Annotated in this window: 17 protein-coding genes; 5 read left to right on the plus strand and 12 right to left on the minus strand. The window is 67.3% G+C overall.

Annotated elements, in window-relative coordinates; genetic code table 11:
- Window positions 1-546 precede the first annotated feature (546 nt).
- The 10 genes from H4P35_RS01905 to H4P35_RS01950 all read right to left on the minus strand — a co-directional run bounded on the left by H4P35_RS01905 (window position 547) and on the right by H4P35_RS01950 (window position 10,926).
- Complete coding sequence (locus tag H4P35_RS01905; RefSeq protein ID WP_175157398.1) at window positions 547-1,677, minus strand: M20 family metallopeptidase; 1,131 nt, start codon at window positions 1,675-1,677, stop codon at window positions 547-549.
- 33 nt (window positions 1,678-1,710) lie between these two features.
- Window positions 1,711-2,616, minus strand: a complete 906-nt coding sequence (locus H4P35_RS01910; protein WP_056327601.1) for a hydrolase — start codon at window positions 2,614-2,616, stop codon at window positions 1,711-1,713.
- A complete protein-coding gene (locus H4P35_RS01915) occupies window positions 2,616-3,626 on the minus strand; it encodes an ABC transporter ATP-binding protein (RefSeq protein ID WP_180100442.1) in 1,011 nt (336 codons plus the stop codon). The genes H4P35_RS01910 and H4P35_RS01915 overlap by 1 nt, the downstream gene beginning before the upstream one ends.
- A 3-nt stretch (window positions 3,627-3,629) precedes the next feature.
- On the minus strand, window positions 3,630-4,607 hold the full coding sequence (locus tag H4P35_RS01920) for an ABC transporter ATP-binding protein (RefSeq protein WP_056327599.1): 978 nt from the start codon (window positions 4,605-4,607) through the stop codon (window positions 3,630-3,632).
- Complete coding sequence (locus H4P35_RS01925) at window positions 4,604-5,524, minus strand: ABC transporter permease (RefSeq protein ID WP_056327598.1); 921 nt, start codon at window positions 5,522-5,524, stop codon at window positions 4,604-4,606. The genes H4P35_RS01920 and H4P35_RS01925 overlap by 4 nt, the downstream gene beginning before the upstream one ends.
- Before the next feature lie 6 nt (window positions 5,525-5,530).
- Window positions 5,531-6,508 (minus strand): ABC transporter permease, encoded by a 978-nt coding sequence (locus H4P35_RS01930; RefSeq protein WP_062839574.1) that lies wholly within the window; start codon window positions 6,506-6,508, stop codon window positions 5,531-5,533.
- Between the two features lie 101 nt (window positions 6,509-6,609).
- A complete protein-coding gene (locus H4P35_RS01935; RefSeq protein ID WP_226847829.1) occupies window positions 6,610-7,599 on the minus strand; it encodes a succinylglutamate desuccinylase/aspartoacylase family protein in 990 nt (329 codons plus the stop codon).
- A gap of 135 nt (window positions 7,600-7,734) precedes the next feature.
- Entirely contained in the window at window positions 7,735-9,348 is a 1,614-nt protein-coding gene (locus H4P35_RS01940) for an ABC transporter substrate-binding protein (protein ID WP_056327595.1), read from the minus strand.
- A 374-nt stretch (window positions 9,349-9,722) separates the two neighbouring features.
- The gene (locus tag H4P35_RS01945; RefSeq protein ID WP_226847835.1) at window positions 9,723-9,956 is read right to left on the minus strand and encodes a hypothetical protein; all 234 of its coding nucleotides are present in this window, start codon (window positions 9,954-9,956) and stop codon (window positions 9,723-9,725) included.
- A 121-nt stretch (window positions 9,957-10,077) separates the two neighbouring features.
- The gene (locus H4P35_RS01950) at window positions 10,078-10,926 is read right to left on the minus strand and encodes an NAD(P)H-hydrate dehydratase (RefSeq protein ID WP_226847837.1); all 849 of its coding nucleotides are present in this window, start codon (window positions 10,924-10,926) and stop codon (window positions 10,078-10,080) included.
- Between the two features lie 117 nt (window positions 10,927-11,043).
- Between H4P35_RS01950 and H4P35_RS01955 the strand changes: the two genes are divergently transcribed.
- On the plus strand, window positions 11,044-11,877 hold the full coding sequence (locus H4P35_RS01955; RefSeq protein WP_056327593.1) for an enoyl-CoA hydratase/isomerase family protein: 834 nt from the start codon (window positions 11,044-11,046) through the stop codon (window positions 11,875-11,877).
- A gap of 1 nt (window position 11,878) precedes the next feature.
- On the opposite strand, the gene H4P35_RS01960 is transcribed toward H4P35_RS01955, so the two are convergent.
- Both H4P35_RS01960 and H4P35_RS01965 read right to left on the minus strand, forming a co-directional pair.
- A complete protein-coding gene (locus H4P35_RS01960; RefSeq protein WP_180100438.1) occupies window positions 11,879-12,616 on the minus strand; it encodes an enoyl-CoA hydratase-related protein in 738 nt (245 codons plus the stop codon).
- Entirely contained in the window at window positions 12,613-13,584 is a 972-nt protein-coding gene (locus H4P35_RS01965) for a nitronate monooxygenase family protein (protein ID WP_226847839.1), read from the minus strand. Before H4P35_RS01965 ends, H4P35_RS01960 begins: the two co-directional genes overlap by 4 nt.
- Before the next feature lie 154 nt (window positions 13,585-13,738).
- Here H4P35_RS01965 and H4P35_RS01970 point away from each other — a divergent pair, with 154 nt between their 5' ends.
- From H4P35_RS01970 to H4P35_RS01985, 4 genes are all read left to right on the plus strand, one after another.
- Entirely contained in the window at window positions 13,739-14,362 is a 624-nt protein-coding gene (locus H4P35_RS01970; RefSeq protein WP_226849423.1) for a TetR/AcrR family transcriptional regulator, read from the plus strand.
- A gap of 53 nt (window positions 14,363-14,415) precedes the next feature.
- Window positions 14,416-15,564: an acyl-CoA dehydrogenase family protein gene (locus H4P35_RS01975; RefSeq protein WP_063956629.1), complete on the plus strand. Its 1,149-nt coding sequence runs from the start codon at window positions 14,416-14,418 to the stop codon at window positions 15,562-15,564.
- Between the two features lie 177 nt (window positions 15,565-15,741).
- Entirely contained in the window at window positions 15,742-16,971 is a 1,230-nt protein-coding gene (locus H4P35_RS01980) for a CaiB/BaiF CoA-transferase family protein (RefSeq protein ID WP_063956631.1), read from the plus strand.
- 89 nt (window positions 16,972-17,060) lie between these two features.
- On the plus strand, window positions 17,061-18,584 hold the full coding sequence (locus tag H4P35_RS01985; protein WP_226847841.1) for a 3-hydroxyacyl-CoA dehydrogenase: 1,524 nt from the start codon (window positions 17,061-17,063) through the stop codon (window positions 18,582-18,584).
- Window positions 18,585-18,675 lie beyond the last annotated feature (91 nt).

Genomic DNA, 18,675 nt, shown 5'->3' on the forward strand with positions numbered 1-18,675 from the left:
GGGGTTCAAGTGACGGTTATTGGCGTCTCTGCCTGAACGTGCCCAGCGCGTTTGCTGCTGCCGGTGTCTGACACCCTAGGGAGACGCACTTGGTATGACGGGAATCTCGCCAGGGTGTCAGACACCAGGGGCAGGCGCAGCCACGCGCGAAGCGTCATCGCTACGACGCAAGACGCCGCGTAAGTCCCCGGAGGCCGCCCGCGCGGCCGAACGGGGACGGGCACCGCAAGACGCTTCTCTTCCAAACGACTGCGTGCAAGAACCTCAAGAACCCGACTCGCCCCGCCGCCCGTAAAGATTCAACCGCAGAGCCCGGTGTGGCGTGGGCCTGGGGTGGGCGGGGCGTTTAGATGCGCCCGGCGGAAACCGAAGGGAGCCGAAGGCGGACGAGGTTGAGCACGGGGAAGTCCGGAGCGAAGGCTCCGGACCGCAATCGGAGCCCCGCCCACCCCAGGCCCACGCCGCGCCGGGCGTCAAAAGAACTCCCCCCCCCGCGCGACATCAACCCCCATCAACCCCACCAACAACATCCAAAAAACCAAACCTTCAAGCCAAATCCCGCAGCAGCAATTCCCAAAACTTCAACCGCTGCTCCAACGTAGACACCAGCACATACTCGTTCAGCGTATGCGCCCCATCTCCATCCGCGCCGAGACCATCCAGCGTCGGAATACCCATTGCCGACGTGAAGTTGGCGTCGCTGCCGCCACCCGTCATCGGCGCGTCTTCAAGCAGGAAGCCCGCGCGGTCCGCGAAACCTTGCACCAATGCCAGCAATGCAGCGGCTTCTTCCGTCTTGACCATCGGGGGCCGGTTCAGTTCGACGTCGATGTCCAGTTCAACGTCCGGACCCACCGCGCACAGTTCGCGCATGCGGCGCAGCACGTCTTCGGCGGCGCCCATGTCGGGCACGCGGAAGTCGACGACGCAGCGGCACAGGGCCGGCACCGTGTTGGTGACGGTGCCGCCGGCGATCGTGCCCACGCTGACGGTGATGCCGCGGTCGTAGTCGGTCATGGCTTCCAGCGCCAGCACCTGGTGGGCCATTTCGCGAATCGCGCTGCGGCCCTTCTCGTGCTGCATGCCTGCGTGGGCGGGGCGGCCCTTGACGTTCAGGTTCAGCATGCCCGTGCCCTTGCGCGCCGTCACGCACTTGCCGCCGTTGGGGCGGGCAGGTTCGCAGACCAGCGCGTACTTCGCGTTCGCGGCGAAGCGTTCGATGTGCGGGCGCGAGGCGTGGCTGCCCGTTTCTTCGTCGGGAACCACCAGGAAGTCCACCGGCAGTTGCGTAGCGCCCGGACGCGCCACGCCGGCCAGGGCCGTCAGCGCCAGGTAGATGCCCGCCTTCATGTCATAGCTGCCCGGGCCGTAGAGACGGTCGCCGTCGATGCGCACGGGGTTTTCCAGCAGCGTGCCCACCGGATGCACCGTGTCCATGTGCGCCAGGATCAGGATGCCCGGACGCGTGTCGCCGGGGGCGCGGTTGGTCGCGTACAGCAGCGGCCCCGTCGTGGGGCCCAGCGACGACAGCTCAACGGTCAGGCCGGCTGCGGCCGCGTAGTCGGCGATGATGCGCGCCATCGCGGCAATGCCGTCGGGGAAGTTCGACGGCGACTCGCATTGCAGCCAGCTCTGGATGCCGGCGACGATCTGTTCAGTGCTCTGGGTGTTGGACATGGCGATATCGGGGTTCAGCGATGGGAAAGGGGTTCAGGCGACCTGCTGGCCGGCCAGGCGGGCGAGTTCGGCGTCGTCGGGCATCTTGCCGTCGAACCAGAGGCTCGCGCAGACGGCCGACATGGCGCGGCCGTCGTGGCCGATGCCGGGCACCACCTGCAGCTTCCAGCCGAACGGCACGCCGCGGCGCTCGGCTTCCTTGCGGCCGAACTCGAAGTAGTTCTGCGCGCGTGCGAAGCGGTGCGGGCCTTGGCGCATGGCGGCGGGTTCGGACGGCAGGTTCGGGTCGTTGGTCTCGATGTCCTTGTCGCCTGCCAGGATGGTCATCGGGTAGGCCAGCAGCTTGACCAGGTGGTCTTCGGTCAGACCCACGCCGTCCATGCCCTCGGGATAGGGATAGTCGAACGTCGGCAGTGTGTACCAGCCGGGATTGCCCGCCGTCACCGCCTTGAAGGGCGCATGCGGCTGGCTGCTCATCAGGCGGTGGACGAACTGGCCGCCCGCGCTGTGGCCGAACAGGTAGACGTTCTGTCCGTCGGTGATCTCGCCGGCAATCATGTCCCTGATGACGTTGCCCACCAGCGCATACGTCCAGCCATCGATGTGGCGCGGATTGCCGCCCGCCGAAAATACGCGGCCGTTGTTGTAGCTTTCAACGCCCGGCCAGATCTCGTTCGAGAATGTCAGCGCCACGATCAGCAGCTTGTGCTTGTCGGCGGCTTCGACCCAGAAGTCGCGGTATTCGTCGCCGTTGCGCAGCACGCCGTGCTGCACGATCACCACCGGGCGGTCCGGCGTGTAGCCGTAGGGGCGGTAGGTCTGCAGCTTGAACGGACGGTCGTAGTTGCGGTCCTCATCCACGTACAGGATGGCGTTGCGGCCCGCATGGCCCATTTCGATGGCGATGCGGTCCACGTTGGACATGTCGGAAGGTTTCATCAGGCGCTCGCTTCGTTCAGGTGGCAGGCCGACCAGTGGCCAGCCGAGATTTCTTTCAGGGCCGGCGCGACTTCGCGGCAGCGCGGCATCGCGTGGGGACAACGGGGATTGAACGTGCAGCCGGAAGGCGGATTCAGCGGCGACGGAATCTCGCCCTTGATCGGCGTGAACTTGCGGCCGCGGCGGGCCACGTCCGGCACCTCGGCCATCAACGCCTGCGTGTACGGATGGTTGGCGCGGGCGAAGATCTCGGCCGACGTCGAGATCTCGACGATCTTGCCCAGGTACATGATCGCGACGCGGTCCGAGATGTGCTTGACCACGCCCAGATCGTGACTGATGAACAGGTACGTGAAGCCGTGCTGTTCGCGCAGGTCCATGAACAGGTTGATCACCTGCGCCTGGATCGACACGTCCAAGGCGGCAACGGGCTCGTCGCAGACCAGGAACTTGGGGGCCACCATCAGCGCGCGGGCGATGCCGATGCGCTGGCGCTGACCGCCCGAGATCTGATGCGGGAAGCGGTCGCGGTATTCCGTGGCGAGGCCCACTTCGGTCAGCGCCTGGTCGATGCGGGCGGGGATCTCGTCGGGAGGCGCCAGCTTGTGCACCTTCAGCGACTCGCCCAGGATCTGGCGCAGCCGCTGGCGCGGGTTCAGCGACGCCTGCGGGTCCTGGAAGATCATCTGTACGCCCAGCGTGTACGCCAGCTTGTCGGCGCCGCGCAGACGGTTTGCGTCCATGCCCTGGTACAGCAGCTCGCCTTCGGTCTGGCGGTGCAGGCCGGCCACGACGCGGCCCAGCGTGGACTTGCCGCAACCGGACTCGCCCACCAGGCCCACGACTTCGCCGCGCTTGATGGACAGGTCCACGCCGTTGACCGCGTACACGGTGCGGCGGTCGATGGGACGGCCGGTCAGGGCGAGAATGCGTTGGGCCAGGTCAGGCCGCTGCTCGAAGCGCTTGTGGACGTTCTTGAGCTCGATGACGGGGGTATCGGCTTGGCTCATTGCTTACTGTGCCTCGCGGGCGATCGGCACGTAACAGCGATAGCTGCGCGAACCTTCGGTGGTGACGGAGGGGGCTTGCTCGGTGCAGCGCGTGACCGCGTGGGTGCAGCGCGGCCGGAACGCACAGCCCGCCGGACGGGCGGCAAGGCTGGGCGCCATGCCATTGATCTGGTGCAGGCGCGCGCCCGGTTGCGTGGCGCCGGGCATCGAGTCCAACAGGCCGCGGGTGTAGGGGTGGCGCGGCGCATCCAGCACCTGCTCGACCGGGCCGCTTTCGACGATGCGGCCGGCATACATCACGGCCACGCGGTCGGCCAGCTCGGCCACCACGCCCAGATCGTGGGTGATCCAGATCAGCGCCGTGTTGTGCTCGCGGCAGATCTGCTGCATGCGGTAGAGGATCTGGCCCTGGATGGTCACGTCCAGCGCCGTGGTGGGCTCGTCGCAGATGATGAGGTCGGGCTTGTTCAGCATCGCGATGGCGATCGCCACGCGCTGGCGCATGCCGCCCGAGAACTCGTGCGGGTAGCTCTTCAGGCGCTTTTCCGGCGACGGGATGCCGACCATCGCCAGCGCTTCGCGGCAGCGCTCCTCGGCCTGGGCGCGCGGCACGTCCTCGTGGGTCAGGATCGCTTCCATCATCTGCTCGCCGATGCGCAGCACCGGGTTCAGCGTCATCAGCGGGTCCTGGAAGATCATGGCGATGCGGTTGCCGCGCAACTGGCGCATCTGCTCTTCGGACAGCTTGCGCAGGTCCGTGCCCTTGAACTTCACCTCGCCGTCGACGACTTCGCCCGGCGGGTCGATAAGCCCCAGTAGCGAAAAGCCCGTCACGGACTTGCCGGAACCGGATTCACCCACCAGACCCACGATCTCGCCACGGCGCACGGTCAGGTCGACACCGTCGACCGCCAGCCACGCGCCGGCCTCGGTATGGAATGCAGTGCGCAGGCCGCGCACATCAAGAAGAATGTCGCTCATGCTCGGCGGGGGTCCAGGGCTTCACGCAGGCGGTCGCCCACGATGTTGATGGAAAGGATCAGCACCAGGAGCGCAATGCCCGGGAACAGGCTGATCCAGTAGTCGCCCGACAGCAGGTACTGGAAGCCGTTGGAGATCAACAGGCCCAGCGACGGTTCGGTGATCGGCACGCCCACGCCCAGGAACGACAGCGTCGCTTCCAGCGCGATCGCGGTGGCGATCTGGATGGTGGCGAACACCATCACCGGCCCCAGGCAGTTGGGCAGCAGGTGATACAGCATGATGCGCCAGGCCGGAAAGCCCAGGTTGGCGGCCGCCTCGACATATTCCTTGCGGCGTTCCTGCAGGGCGCGGCTGCGCATGATGCGCGCGTAGTGCCCCCATTGCACAAGGACCAGCGCAAGAATCACCTTGTCGACCCCGCGGCCCAGCACCACCAACAGCACCAGCGCCACCAGAATGGTCGGAAAGCCCAGGATGAAGTCGACGATGCGCATGAGCACGGTGTCGACCCAGCCGCCCACGTAGGCGGCAACCAGGCCGATCGCGCCGCCGATGGCGGTGGCGAGCACGACGGCGGTCAGGCCCACCATCAGGCTGATGCGCAAGCCATACAAAATGGCGCTGAGCATGTCGCGGCCCTGGTCGTCGGTGCCCAGCCAGGCGATGCTGCCGTCCATCAGCGCCTGGCGCGGCGCAAGCCGGCCGTCCATGAGCGACAGGTTGGCAAGGTCGTAAGGGTTCTGCGGCGCGAAGAACGGCGCGAAGACCACCAGGATCACCAGGACGGCCAGCGCGATGACGGAGCCGCGCACCGTCGGGCGCGCATGCAGTTTTTTCAGGATGGCGGCGCGCCGCGGCGTCTCGGCCAGGGGCTGGACGGTGCGGGTGCGGCCAGGATTCGGAGTATTAGCCATGGCGGTTTATTGAGCGGGGGCCACGAGCTGCACGCGCGGGTCGAGCGCCGCGTACAGGATGTCCACAACCAGGTTGATGACGACGAAGATCAGCGTGACCAGCATCACGTAGGCAACGACCACGGGACGGTCGAGCTGGTAGACGCTGTCGATCAGCAGCTTGCCCATGCCGGGCCACGCAAACACGGTTTCGGTGATGGTGGAGTAGGCGATGAGCGTGCCGAATTCCATGCCGATCACCGTGACCACGGGGATCAGGATGTTGCGCAGGATGTGGCGGCGCACGATGCGGCCCGGCTTGACGCCCTTGGCGCGCGCGAACTTCACGTAGTCCTGGCTGCGGGCCTCGACGACGCCCGACGCGGTCATGCGCAGCACCAGCGCGATGTTGGCCAGCGCCAGGTTGATCGCCGGCATGATCAGGTGCGACCAGCCGTCGGCGGTCAGGATGGACAGGCGCACGCCCAGCACGTCGACCGTGTCGCCGCGGCCCGTGGCGGGCAGCCAACCCAGCCAGACGGCGAACAGCAGGATCAGCATCATGCCCTGCCAGAAGTTCGGCAGCGAAAAGCCCAGCACCGACGAGGCCATGATGCCGCGGCCCACGTACTCGTCGCGGTACAGGCCCGCGACCAGGCCCAGCGGAATGCCGATCACACAGGTCAGCATGATCGCGACGAACACCAGTTCGAACGTGGCCGGAATGCGCTGCACGATCAGTTCGATCGCGGGAATGCCGTGCACGAAGGAGGTGCCCAGGTCGCCATGCAGCGCGCGCCACAGGAACCCGGTGTACTGCTGCCACACGGGCAGGTCCAGGCCCAGGCGGGCGATCATCGCCTCGCGCGCGGCCTGGCTGGCTTCGGGGCTGACCAGCAGCTCGATCGGGTCGCCCACGGCATACACCGCGAAGAAGACCACGACCGAAACGGCCAGCAGCACGAACAGACTCTGTATCAGTCTGCGTAGGATGAACAAGGCCACGTGTTGATTTCCTTGGTGGGCTCGGGGTTGGGGAAAAGCCGGGGTTATCGGGCGGGCCTGGCGGACAGGGCCCGGATATTCAAGTCAGGCCAGCCTGCACGCTAGGTGATCGGCTGCGCCAGGCGCACGACGGTCACGCCGGGCCGCAGGTTGGCGGTGGACGGCATGATGAGCACGCAGTTGTCGTAGGGCGTGGTGACGGGCTCGCCTTCCGACCAGCCGATGACGGTGCCGGCGCGCGGCAGCGTTTCCAGCCCCTTCCAGGGCTCGGCGAAACGGAAGTCGGCGCTCTTGGCGGCGACGGCGTGCGTGACGCGCAGCGCGCGCTGCAGCGGCGCGCCGGGGGCGAACCAGGCGGCGGGGATGTCGCCGCGGTCCACCGTGCCGGCCTGCACCAGAAAGCGCGCCATCTGGTCGGCGGCCACGCCGCGCGCCTCGGGGGCGCCGTGAAAGCCGCATTCGATCAGGAGAGACCGCGTGCCGTTGTCGCCGGCTTCGCCGAAGCGGCCGAAATCGCGCATGCGCACGCCGGCGGCGTGGCCCGCGTCGGCAATGATGGTGGCGGGATTGCCCAGGGCGAGGGCCAGATCGATGTTGCGCTGTTCCAGGCCGGTCAACTGCAGCGGCACGTCGGAATTGCTCATCGAGTGAAAGTCCAGCAGCCAGTCGGCCTGTTCCACCCACGGGCGCAGGGCCGCGGCGCGGCGGCGCTCCTGCGAGGTCGGTACGGAAAGCTTGTCGTCGCTCCAGACGCGGTTCATGTCTTCGTCCACGAAACGCGCGGGGGCGTAGTTGCGCGCGTCGAACCGGTCGAACGCGGCCAGGTTGCAGAACGCCAGCGTCAGCGTGCCGCGGCGCGGACGCAGGCCGGCGGCAAGCAGGTCCTTCAGCGCCCAGGCGCCACAGAGCTCGTTGCCGTGGATCAGCGCGCTCAGCAGCACGCGTTTGCCGGGCGCGCCGGAATCGAAATGCCAGACGCCGGGCGTGTCGGTATTGCCCAAGCGCTCGGCCGACAGGTCCGGACAGGCCAGCAGGAAAGGACGCAGGGGAGACGGGGGCGCGGACGAAGACGGGGGCAAAGACGTGGGCATGGCAGTTCCGATGAAGCGAGACGATTGTATAGGGGATGAGGCGGCGGGCTGCGGGCCTTGGTGCGGCAACTGCGCCGCCCCAAGGCAAAACGGCTGCACGAGGCAGCCGTTTCTTCTTTACTCAGCCCTGCCTGCTCACTTCGCGTCGGGCTTGACCGACGTGGCCAGGGTGTACTGGTCGCGGCGGCCTTCGTACGAGATGCCCTTGCGGTACGCCCAGATGCTGCTCTCGAAGTGCAGCGGGATCAGCGGCACGTTGTCCAGGGCGATCTGGGTGGATTCCTGCAGCAGCTTTTCGCGCTTGGCGGGATCGACCGTCACGATGGCCTGCTTGTAGACCTTGTCGAAGTCCGCATTCGAGAAGCCGCCGTAGTTGCTGGTGCCCAGGCTGACGGGCGAATCCAGCGTGGCGACCCACAGCTGGAACAGCGCCGAGGCCTCACCCGTTTCCGCCGGCCAGCCGCCCATCGAGAAGCTGAACTCGCGCTTGGCGCGCTTGGGGAAGTAGATGGAGGCGGTCATCGCGTCCACGTTGGTCTTGATGCCGACGCGCGACAGGTACTGGGCCACGGCCTGGGCAATCTGGCCGTCGTTGACGTAACGGTCGTTGGTGGACGACAGCGTCAGTTCAAAGCCGTTCGGATAGCCGGCTTCGGCCAGCAGCTTCTTGGCGCCTTCCGGGTCGTACTTGATTTCCGGGGCCTTGGGCAGCGCGCCGAACATGCCGTCGGGCATGTACTGGAAGGCCGGGGTGGCCATGCCGTCCATGATGCGGGCGGTGATGGTCTTGCGGTCGATGGCCATGTTGATGGCTTTGCGCACGCGCAGGTCCTGCAGCGGGTTCTTGCCGTCGGCGCTCTTGACGAACGGGCTCGGGTTGCGGCCCACGTCCGGCTGGAAGAACACCAGGCGGGTGGACGGCGTGGCCACGAAGCCGAACTTCGGATTGTCCTTCAAGCGCGGCAGGTCACGCGCGGCGGGGTTTTCGATCATGTCGAAGTCGCCGGACAGCAGGCCGGTCAGGCGCGGGCCGGCCGAGGGCACCGGCACGAACTTCACTTCCTTCCAGTGCGGCTTCTCGCCCCAGTAGTTTTCGTTGCGCACCAGCTCGATGCCGGTGCCCTTGACGTAGGACTTCAGCATGTAAGGGCCGGTGCCGATGGCGTCCTTGCCGTTGTTGAAGTCGACCACCGTGGGCCAGGCGCCCGTCACGCCGCAACCCTTCTTGGGGTCGTACGTGAGCTTGCCGTGCTCGACGATGCCGTTCCAGATGATCGGCAGCGAGCGGGCCAGTTCGGCCGGCATCAGGGGGAACGGTTCACCTGTCTTGATGATGACGGTGTGCGCGTCCGGCGTCTGGACGTCGGTGATGCGCTTGGTCATGTCCATGTAGGACTGCGACACGTTGGTTTCGTTGTTCAGCGTCCGGCAGATCGTGAACAGCACGTCTTCAGAGGTGAACGGCTTGCCGTTGGAGAACTTGACGTCGTCGCGCAGCTTGAATTCCCAGGTCAGGTCGTCCAGGTTCTTCCAGGAAGTCGCAAGCTGGGGAATCAGCTTCATGTCGGCGCTGCGGCCCACCAGTGAGTTGTAGACGTGCGCGGAGAACGCGTCGTTCTGCGTCATCTTGTGATAGTGGGGGTCCGCCGAGGTGGGTTCGGCCGACAGGCCGATCTTCAGCGTCTGGGCTTGGGCGGCTGCCAGGGGGATGGCGGCGGCCACCAGGGCCAGGGTAGTGCGCAACTTCATGGTGACAACTCCGGATGGGGAACGAACCGGATCGTGCGGGCGGCCTCGCGTGCCAGGGGACGACTGCGTCGGCCGGGGGCGTGCGGAGAAATTGTCGCCAGGGCACGACGGCAAGGGGCCGATTATCGGTAGGGGGTTCGCGCGCTGTCAATGCGCAGCGGCGATCGAGGCGCTAGGGAAAACGCCGAGAGGGAGAGGGGGAGGGCGTCGCGGGGCCCATCTTGGGGCCTCCCGCGGCGCGATGGCGCCGGTGAGGGAACGGGCGCCGAAGCGTTGCGGCGGGCGCCGGGGCTTACCCGGCGGGGCGCTGCAACGTCAGCGCGCCAAGCTGATTCGCGGGAGATCTGTCGCGAATCAGCCTGGCGCGGCTGTTATTACCACTGCGATCCGGAGAAGCGCGAGCTGGCGGCGCGAGCCTTGTTCATCGATTCGTTCACTTCGTCGATGAAGGCAAAGACGGCGGCAACAGCGGCTGCTATGGATTGGCCAGCCTTCTTCAGGCTGGTCAGCGGGTGAGAATTCGGTTGGTTTTCGAGAGCGCCGCGGAGCAGGTCACGCTCCAGCGCGTCGGTCAGGCGGGCAGTGTTGTTCAGGGTCAGTTCGCTCATGGTTTGGCTCCAGTCCGTTTCGTCATGGGGTAAACCATTATAGGGATAACCCTAGGCAAATAGCAATGCCATTTTTAGGGAAAACCCTAGTATGTTGTAAAAATGTTTGCGGGGCATGGACTTAGCGCCCGTTGCGCAGGGCGCGGGCCGCGTCCGCGAGTTCTCCGGACGTCAGGCCGATCGGGCCGACACCCTGGGCGACCAGCGCGTCGGCGGCGGCGCCGTGCAGCCAGACCGCCCCGTGCACGGCCTGGTCCAGCGGCAGTTTCTGGGCAATGAGGGAACCCAGCATGCCGGCCAATACGTCCCCGGTTCCGGCGGTGGCCAGTCCAGGGTTGCCGCTGGTGTTGACGTGGAGGGCGCCGTCGGGGGCGCACACGACGGTGCCGGCGCCCTTGAGGACGATCCAGGCCCGGAAGCGCTGCGCCAACTGCCGGGCGGCGGCGGGGCGGTCGCGCTGGACATCGGGTGTGCTGCCGCCCAGCAGGCGGGCGGCTTCGGCGGGGTGGGGGGTCAGCACGACCGGGCCGGCGCCCCAGTTGGGATGGATGTCGCCCCGGGCCAGCAGGTTCAGGCCGTCGGCGTCCAGCACCAGCGGGGCCTCGCGCCGCAGGACGAACAACTCCGACAACGCATTTGCGGCCAGCTGGCTTGTGCCGATTCCGCAGCCGGCGACCCAGGCGGTCACACCCCAGTCTTCTTCCAGCAGCGAGCGGAAGTCGCGCAGCATCAGTTCGGGTTGCAGGGGGTCGCAGGGCAAGGGCAGCGTGTCCTGGACAAAGCCCACCAGCACCTTGCCGGCGCCGGTCTTCAAGGCGGCGCGGCCGGCGAGCAGCGCCGCGCCCGTCATACCGGCGCCGCCGCCCACCACCCCCACGGTGCCGAAGCTGCCCTTGTGCGTATCCTGCGCGCGGGGGGCGAACAGGGCAGGCAGCGCGGCGCGGTCGATGGGGATGGCGGGGGTGTTCATGGGGTGAGGCTCCGGGGGGAAATCGTCATGGCGGGTCGGCCGTATCCACTATAGTGCGCAAAAACGCGGCCGCCTCGGGCGGGGCGCGAACCACCAAGAGACGACCCGGAGCAGACAATGACCGACATTACGCTGGAACACTATTCGGCCTACGAATCCCTGAAGCTGCGCCGCCACCCCGGCGGCGTGCTGGAATTGATCATGGGGACCAAGGGCGGCGTGCCGGGCAAGTTGTCCACGGCCGACGACCGCATGCACCGCGAACTGGCCGACATCTGGCGCGACATCGACACCGATCCGGACACGCGGGTGGTGGTGATCCGCGGCGAGGGCAAGGGGTTCTCGGGCGGCGGCGACCTGGAGCTGGTGCAGCAGATGGCCGACGACTTCCACGTGCGCACCCGCGTCTGGCGCGAGGCGCGCGACCTGGTCTACAACATCATCAATTGCAGCAAGCCGATCGTGTCCGCCATGCACGGCGCGGCGGTGGGGGCGGGTCTGGTGGCCGGGCTGTTGGCCGACATTTCCATCGCGGCGCGAGACGCCCGCATCATCGACGGCCATACCCGCCTGGGGGTGACGGCGGGCGACCACGCCGCCATTGTCTGGCCGCTGCTGTGCGGCATGGCCAAGGCCAAGTACTACCTGATGCTGTGCGAGACGGTGTCGGGCGAGGAAGCCGAGCGCATCGGTCTGGTGTCGCTCTGCGTGGACGAGGCCGAGCTCATCGGCAAGGCGTTCGAGGTGGCCAACAAGCTGGCGGCCGGGTCGCAGACGGCGATCCGCTGGACCAAATATTCGCTGAACAACTGGCTGCGGATGGCGGGGCCGACCTTCGACACCTCGCTGGCACTGGAATTCATGGGCTTTGGCGGCCCGGACGTGCGCGAGGGCATCAATTCCCTGCGCGAGCGCCGGGCGCCGAATTTCCGGCCCGATTCGCCGTTCTGACCTACTTCTTGAAGAACTTCGCGAACGCCGCCTGCGCTTCTTCGGTCTGCAGGCGCGCGCGAAACTGCTGGGCTTCGTAGTCCAGCGTCTCCTGGATGGCCTGCCGGTCCGCCCGCTTCATCATCGCCTTGGTGAGCCGTAGCGCGGCGGGCGGCTGGCGCGCCAGATCCGCGGCGGTGGCCTGGGCCTCGGCCAGCGCCTGGCCCTTGGGCGTGGCCGACGTGGCCAGCCCGGCCTGCACCGCGTCGTCCGCCGTGAAGGCCTTGCCCTGCATCAGCCATTGCGCTGCCCGGCGGCCGGCCAGGCGCGGCATCAACAGGCTGGACGCGCCTTCCGGGCACAAACCCAGGGCGACGAACGGCATGCGCAGGGTGGCGCCTTCGCCGATGTGGACAAAGTCGCAATGCTGCAGCAGCGTCACGCCGATGCCGATGGCGTAGCCCTCGACGGCGGCGATGACCGGCACGTCGGCCGTGGTCAGCGCGCGCAGGAAGGTCAGACCCGCGCTGTCGCCCGCGCCACGCTCGGCCTGGAAGTCGCGCAAGTCGTTACCCGCCGTGAAGTGATCGCCCGCGCCGGTCAGGATGACCGCAGACAGCGTCACGTCGGCGCTTGCCAGCGAGAGTTGCTCGGTCAGCGCCGCGTAGGTGGCGGTGTCGAGCGCGTTGCGGCGGTCCTGCCGGTCGATCGTCAGCGTCAGGACGGCACCGTCGCGCTGGACCTTCAGGCCGGCGCTCATGCGTGCGGGGCCACGGCCAGGCGGGCTTTCGCCTCGGCGTATTCGCGCCGCAGCGTGTCGACGATCTTGCGCGTGGGTTCGACGCTGGCGATGCCGCCCACGCCCTGGCCGGCGCCCCAGATGTCCTTCCAGGGCTTGACGCGCGTCGAGCCGAAATTGGACGCGCCGCTATCGGGCGCGGGCAGGTTGGCAGGGTCCAGGCCGGCGGCCGCAATGCTGGCCTTCAGGTAGTTGCCCGGGATGCCCGTGAAGAACGGCGTGTACAGGATGTCCGACGCGCTGGCCTCGACGATGGCGGCCTTGTAGCCCTCGCTGGCGTTGGCTTCCTCGCTGGCGATGAAGCGCGTGCCCATGTAGGCAAAGTCCGCGCCCATGGCCTGCGCGGCGAGCACATGCGCGCCCGAGGTGATGGCGCCCGACAGGATCAGCGGGCCGTCGTAAAAGCGGCGAACCTCGGAGATCAGCGCGAAGGGGCTCAGCGTGCCGGCGTGGCCGCCCGCGCCCGCGCACACCAGGATCAGCCCATCCACCCCCGCTTCCAGCGCCTTTTCGGCGTGGCGGATGGTGGTGACGTCATGGAAAACCTTGCCGCCCCAATCGTGAACGCCCTTCACCAGGTCGCCCGGGGCGCGCAGGCTGGTGATGATGAGGGGCACGCGGTGGCTGGCGCATACAGCCAGATCCGCTTCCAGGCGGTCATTGGACTGGTGGATGATCTGGTTGACGGCAAACGGCGCGACGCGGTCGCCGGGGTGGGCTTCGCGGTGGGACGCGAGCCCCGCCTGGACTTCGTCGAGCCAGTCGGTCAAGAGCGTCTGCGGCCGCGCGTTCAGCGCGGGAAACGACCCCACGATGCCGCTCGTGCACTGGGCGATGACCAGCTTGGGGTTGGAGACGATGAACATCGGGGCGCTGATGACCGGCAGGGACATCTGGCCATACAAATCAGTCACGAGGGGGTGGGGCATGGGCGTCGTCTCGTTGTTGGTTTTGGAGTATATTAATTACCTACCGACCGTCCGGTAATTAATTAATCTTTATTTAACGGCATGCGCGGAAGGGCTGTCAATGGAGGTTCGCCAGAACCTTTTCGGCCCCGCGCGGCCCCTGTCAAAGGCCGACATGGCGCTTACCGCCCCACCCGTACAGAAACGCGCCCGCGCCGGCAGGCCGCCCACGCTGGCCGCCCCGCGCGAACGCATCCTGGAAGAAGCCGCCAAGCTGTTTGCCCGCAGCGGCTATGACGGCAGCTCCATCTCCGACCTGGCCGCCGCCATCGGCGTGTCCAAGGCGGCCATCTATCACTATTACCCCACCAAGCAGGACATCTACGACGCCATCATCCTTGAGGTGCTGGAAGGCCTGACGCAGACCGTCGGCCGCGACGTGGCTGGCGCCATGGGCGGCGTGGCCCGCCTGCGCGCGTTCATGGTGGGACATGCCCGTTATTTCGAGCAGCACCACGCCCAATTCGTGACCATGCTGATCGGCTATTCGGGCATGGCGCTGTCCGAACGCGAAGATGCCGCCCGCCTGCGAGACAGCTACGAAAAGCTGTTGCGCGACGTGATCGCGCAAGGCGTGGCCGACGGCGCGTTCCGCGCGCTGGACGTGGCGGCCACGGGCCGCGCCGTGCTGTCGATGCTGAACTGGATGGTGCGCTGGTACAAGCCCGGGCAGGGTGACAGCGCCGAAACCATCGCCGACGGCTATTTCGATCTGCTGGTGGGCGGCATGCGTCCCTGAACGCGCCGCCATACCAAACCCCTGACCTGCATTCGCTCTAAGAGACTTTCCTCATGGCCCTGGACACCGAAACCCTGAACCTTTTGATCGACGCCGTCCGCCGCTTCGTGCACGAACGGCTGATTCCCGCCGAGGACGAACTGGCCGCCAGCGGCGAAGTGCCGCCGGACATCGTCAATGAAATGCGCGACCTGGGCCTGTTCGGCCTGTCCATCTCGCCGGACTTCGGCGGACTGGGCCTGACGATGGAAGAAGAGGTCCGCGTCGTGTTCGAACTGGGCCAGACCTCGCCCGCGTTCCGGTCGCTGGCCGGCACCAACATCGGCATCGGCTCGCAGGCCATCGTCCTGGCCGGCACCGACGAGCAGCGCGCCCGATACCTGCCCAAGCTGGCCAGCGGCGAACTGATCGGGTCGTTTGCGCTGACCGAGCCCGATGCGGGCTCCGACGCCATGTCGCTGCGCGTGTCCGCCGAGCGTGACGGCGATTGCTACGTGCTGAACGGCACCAAGCGCTACATCACCAATGCGCCCATCGCCGGCCTGTTTTCGGTCATGGCGCGCACGGCGCCCGAGCGCCGGGCCAACTCCATCTCGTGCTTCCTCGTCGAGGCCGGCACGCCGGGACTCATCATCGGCAAGCCGGACAAGAAGATGGGCCAGGCCGGCGCGCTGACCAGCGACGTCGTGTTCGACAACTGCCGCGTGCCGGCCAGCGCCTTGCTTGGCGGCGAGGAAGGCAATGGCTTCCGGACCTCCATGCGCGTGCTGGACAAGGGCCGCCTGCACATTTCCGCGTTGTGCGTGGGCATTGCCGACCGCCTGCTGCGCGACGCCGTGAAGTACGCCACCGAGCGCAAGCAGTTCGGCCAGCCCATCGCCGAATTCCAGCTCATCCAGGCGATGATCGCCGACAGCCAGGCCGAACTCTACGCGGCCCGCTGCATGGTGCTGGATGCCGCCCGCATGCGTGACCGCGGCGAGAACACCACCATGCAGGCCGCCTGCTGCAAGCTCTTCTCCACGGAAATGGTGGGCCGCGTGGCCGACCGCGCGGTGCAGATCCACGGGGGTGCGGGCTACATGTCCGAGTACGCGGTGGAGCGCTTCTACCGCGACGTGCGCCTGTTCCGCATCTTTGAAGGCACGTCGCAGATCCAGCAGCTGGTCATTGCGCGCGAGACCATCAAGGCCCATTCCTGATCTTTCCGCCGCCAGCGGTCCGGCCAACGCGTTCGAGAGGCTAATATCCAGTCTGACGAATGTTGATCGGAAGGCGGCCCCCGGCGGGCCGCCTTCTGGCATGACGGAATCCCAGTCCGCCTTGCGCCCCGGCGCGGGCGGGAAGTTCTCATTTCCCTTCTAGCGAAAAGATTACCGATGTCGCAACGTCCCGCTCCCCTAACCGGCATACGTGTGCTGGATCTGACCCGCGTGCTGGCGGGTCCCTGGTGCACCCAGAACCTCGCTGACCTTGGCGCCGAGGTCATCAAGATCGAACGGCCCGGCTCGGGCGACGACACGCGCGCCTGGGGCCCTCCGTACCTGAAGGACGAAGCGGGCCACGACACCACCGAGGCCGCGTATTACCTGTCGGCCAACCGCAACAAGATGTCGGTGGCGCTGGACATCGCCTCGCCGCGCGGCGCCGAACTCGTGCGCGAACTGGCCTTGCAGAGCGACATCCTGGTGGAAAACTTCAAGGTCGGCGGGCTTTCCAAATATGGCCTGGACTACGAGAGCCTGAAGGAACTGAATCCGCGCCTGATCTACTGCTCGATCACGGGCTTCGGCCAGACCGGCCCCTACGCCAGCCGTCCCGGCTATGACTTCATGATCCAGGGCATGGGCGGCCTGATGAGCATCACCGGCGAGCGCGACGACCTGCCCGGCGGCGGTCCGCAGAAGGCAGGCGTTGCCGTGGCCGACCTGATGACCGGCATGTATTCCACCGTGGGCATCCTGGCGGCGCTGCACGAACGGGCCCGCAGCGGCCTGGGCCAGCACATCGACATGGCGCTGCTGGACTGCCAGGTCGCCATGCTGGCCAACCAGAACCTGAACTTCATGACCTCCGGCGTGGCGCCGCGCCGCGCCGGCAACGCGCACCAGAACCTGGTGCCCTACCAGGTGTTCGCGGCCAGCGACGGCCACCTCATCGTGGCGGTGGGCAATGACAGCCAGTTCCGCAACTATTGCGGCGCGATCGGCCTGCCCGAACTGTCGGCCGACCCGCGTTTTGCCACCAACCCGCAGCGCGTGAAGAACCGCGAGGAACTGGTGCCGCTGCTGGCCGAGCGCATGGCCACTGGCGAGCGCGACCACTGGCTCGCCGCGCTGGAAGGCGTGGGCGTGCCGGCCGGTCCCATCAACACGCTGGACCAGGTGTATGAAGACCCGCACGTGCTGGCCCGCAACATGAAGCGTGAGCTGCCCCATCCGGCCGCCGGCACCGTGCCCGTGGCGGCCAGCCCGCTGAAGTTCTCCGGTAGTCCGGTCGAGTACCGCCGCGCCCCGCCCATGCTGGGCGAGCACACCGAGCAGGTCCTGTCTGAAAAGCTGGGACTGTCGGCCGAAGAAATCCAGGCGCTGGCGCAGAGCCGCACCTGACGCGCGCGAGAAGGCGGCCTGGCCGCCTTTTGCGCATGCCGCGCCGCGCCAGGCGCACGATCCATTCCAATACAGGCAGGAGATAGTTGATGACGGACATTCAAACCATCGGCGTCGTGGGCGCCGGGGCCATGGGGCGCGGCATCGCGCAGATCGCGGCGCAGGCCGGCTTGCGTGTGCGCCTGTACGACACCAGCGCCGACGCCATCGCGGCCGCGCGCGAGTCCTTGCGCCAGACCTGGGAGAAGCTGGCCCAGAAGGGCAAGCTGACCGCCGCCGACGCGCAAGCCGCGCTGGAACGCGTCGAATCGGCCACCGCGCTGACCGACATGGCGAACTGCCAGCTCGTGGTCGAGGCCATCGTCGAGCGCCTGGACGTCAAGCGCGATCTGTTCGCGGCGCTGGAAGGCGTGGTGTCCGACGACTGCATCCTGGCGTCCAACACCTCGTCGCTGTCCATCACGGCGATTGCCGCCGCCTGCAAGCGGCCGCAGCGCGTGGCGGGCTATCACTTCTTCAACCCGGTCGCGCTGATGAAGGTGGTCGAGGTCATTGACGGCCTGCGCAGCGCGCCGGAAGTGGGCGACGCCCTGGCCGACCTGGCCCGCCGCATGGGGCACACGCCCGTGCGCGCCAAGGACATGCCCGGCTTCATCGTCAACCACGCCGGCCGCGGCATGAATACCGAAGGCCTGCGCGTGGCGCAGGAGGCAGTGGCCACCTTCGCCCAGGTCGACGCCGTCATGCGCGAGCAGGCGGGCTTTCGCATGGGCCCGTTCGAGCTGCTGGACCTGACCGCGCTCGACGTCTCGCATCCGGTGATGGAATCCATCTACCGCCAGTTCTTCGACGAGCCGCGCTTCCGCCCGTCGCCCATCACGACGGTGCGCCTGGCCGGTGGCCTGATCGGCCGCAAGGCCGGCGAAGGCTTCTACGTCTACGCCGACGGCCAGAAGCAGGTGCCCGCCGAAGCCGCCGCGCCCGCGCTGCCCGACGGCCTGAAGGTCTGGGTCAGCCCCAAGCATGGCGAAGGCTACGCCCGCGCGTCCGCGCTGGTGGAAAAGCTGGGCGGCACGCTGGTCACGGGTTCCACGCCCGACGCCGATGCGCTGATTCTGGTCACGCCCTTCGGTGAAGACGTGTCCACCACTGTCTCCGCGCAAGGCCTGAATGCGGGCCGTACCGTCGGCCTGGACACGCTATATGCGTTCGACGGCGCCAAGCGCCGCACGATCATGGTGTCGCCGGCCACCGAAGCCAAGTGGCGCGACGCCGCGCATGCGCTGCTGGCCGCGGATGGCGTGCCCGTCACGGTGATCGAGGATTCGCCGGGTTTCATCGCCCAGCGCATCGTGGCGCACATCGTGAACATCGCCTGCGACATCGCGCAGCAAAAGATCGCCACGCCGGAAGACATCGACCTGGCCGTGACGCTGGGTCTGGGCTATCCCGTGGGCCCGCTGGCGCTGGGCGACAAGCTGGGCGCCGACCGCATCCTGGAAATCTTGAAGAGCATGCAGCGCGTCACGGGCGACACCCGTTACCGTCCGAGCCTGTGGCTGCAACGCCGCGTGCAACTGGGCATGTCGCTGCTGAAGTCGACGGCGGAGTGAGCGCTGCGCGGCGAGGTGTCTGACACCTCTTCAACGCATGAAGACGTTGCGGCCATGAAAAAAGCCCCTTGAATCATCAAGGGGCTTTTTG

Origin of the sequence: Achromobacter sp. 77, assembly GCF_020541125.1 — a bacterium.
GTDB classification, from domain to species: Bacteria; Pseudomonadota; Gammaproteobacteria; order Burkholderiales; family Burkholderiaceae_B; genus Achromobacter; species Achromobacter mucicolens.

Coding starts and splice junctions, on each gene's coding strand:
- H4P35_RS01980 (WP_063956631.1), top strand. CDS start 15,742: ATGTCGCAACGTCCCGCTCCCCTAACCGGCATACGTGTGCTGGATCTG.
- H4P35_RS01910 (WP_056327601.1), bottom strand. CDS start 2,616: ATGAAACCTTCCGACATGTCCAACGTGGACCGCATCGCCATCGAAATG.
- H4P35_RS01975 (WP_063956629.1), top strand. CDS start 14,416: ATGGCCCTGGACACCGAAACCCTGAACCTTTTGATCGACGCCGTCCGC.
- H4P35_RS01970 (WP_226849423.1), top strand. CDS start 13,739: ATGGCGCTTACCGCCCCACCCGTACAGAAACGCGCCCGCGCCGGCAGG.
- H4P35_RS01935 (WP_226847829.1), bottom strand. CDS start 7,599: ATGCCCACGTCTTTGCCCCCGTCTTCGTCCGCGCCCCCGTCTCCCCTG.
- H4P35_RS01950 (WP_226847837.1), bottom strand. CDS start 10,926: ATGAACACCCCCGCCATCCCCATCGACCGCGCCGCGCTGCCTGCCCTG.
- H4P35_RS01915 (WP_180100442.1), bottom strand. CDS start 3,626: ATGAGCCAAGCCGATACCCCCGTCATCGAGCTCAAGAACGTCCACAAG.
- H4P35_RS01920 (WP_056327599.1), bottom strand. CDS start 4,607: ATGAGCGACATTCTTCTTGATGTGCGCGGCCTGCGCACTGCATTCCAT.
- H4P35_RS01925 (WP_056327598.1), bottom strand. CDS start 5,524: ATGGCTAATACTCCGAATCCTGGCCGCACCCGCACCGTCCAGCCCCTG.
- H4P35_RS01940 (WP_056327595.1), bottom strand. CDS start 9,348: ATGAAGTTGCGCACTACCCTGGCCCTGGTGGCCGCCGCCATCCCCCTG.
- H4P35_RS01960 (WP_180100438.1), bottom strand. CDS start 12,616: ATGAGCGCCGGCCTGAAGGTCCAGCGCGACGGTGCCGTCCTGACGCTG.
- H4P35_RS01985 (WP_226847841.1), top strand. CDS start 17,061: ATGACGGACATTCAAACCATCGGCGTCGTGGGCGCCGGGGCCATGGGG.
- H4P35_RS01905 (WP_175157398.1), bottom strand. CDS start 1,677: ATGTCCAACACCCAGAGCACTGAACAGATCGTCGCCGGCATCCAGAGC.
- H4P35_RS01955 (WP_056327593.1), top strand. CDS start 11,044: ATGACCGACATTACGCTGGAACACTATTCGGCCTACGAATCCCTGAAG.
- H4P35_RS01965 (WP_226847839.1), bottom strand. CDS start 13,584: ATGCCCCACCCCCTCGTGACTGATTTGTATGGCCAGATGTCCCTGCCG.
- H4P35_RS01945 (WP_226847835.1), bottom strand. CDS start 9,956: ATGAGCGAACTGACCCTGAACAACACTGCCCGCCTGACCGACGCGCTG.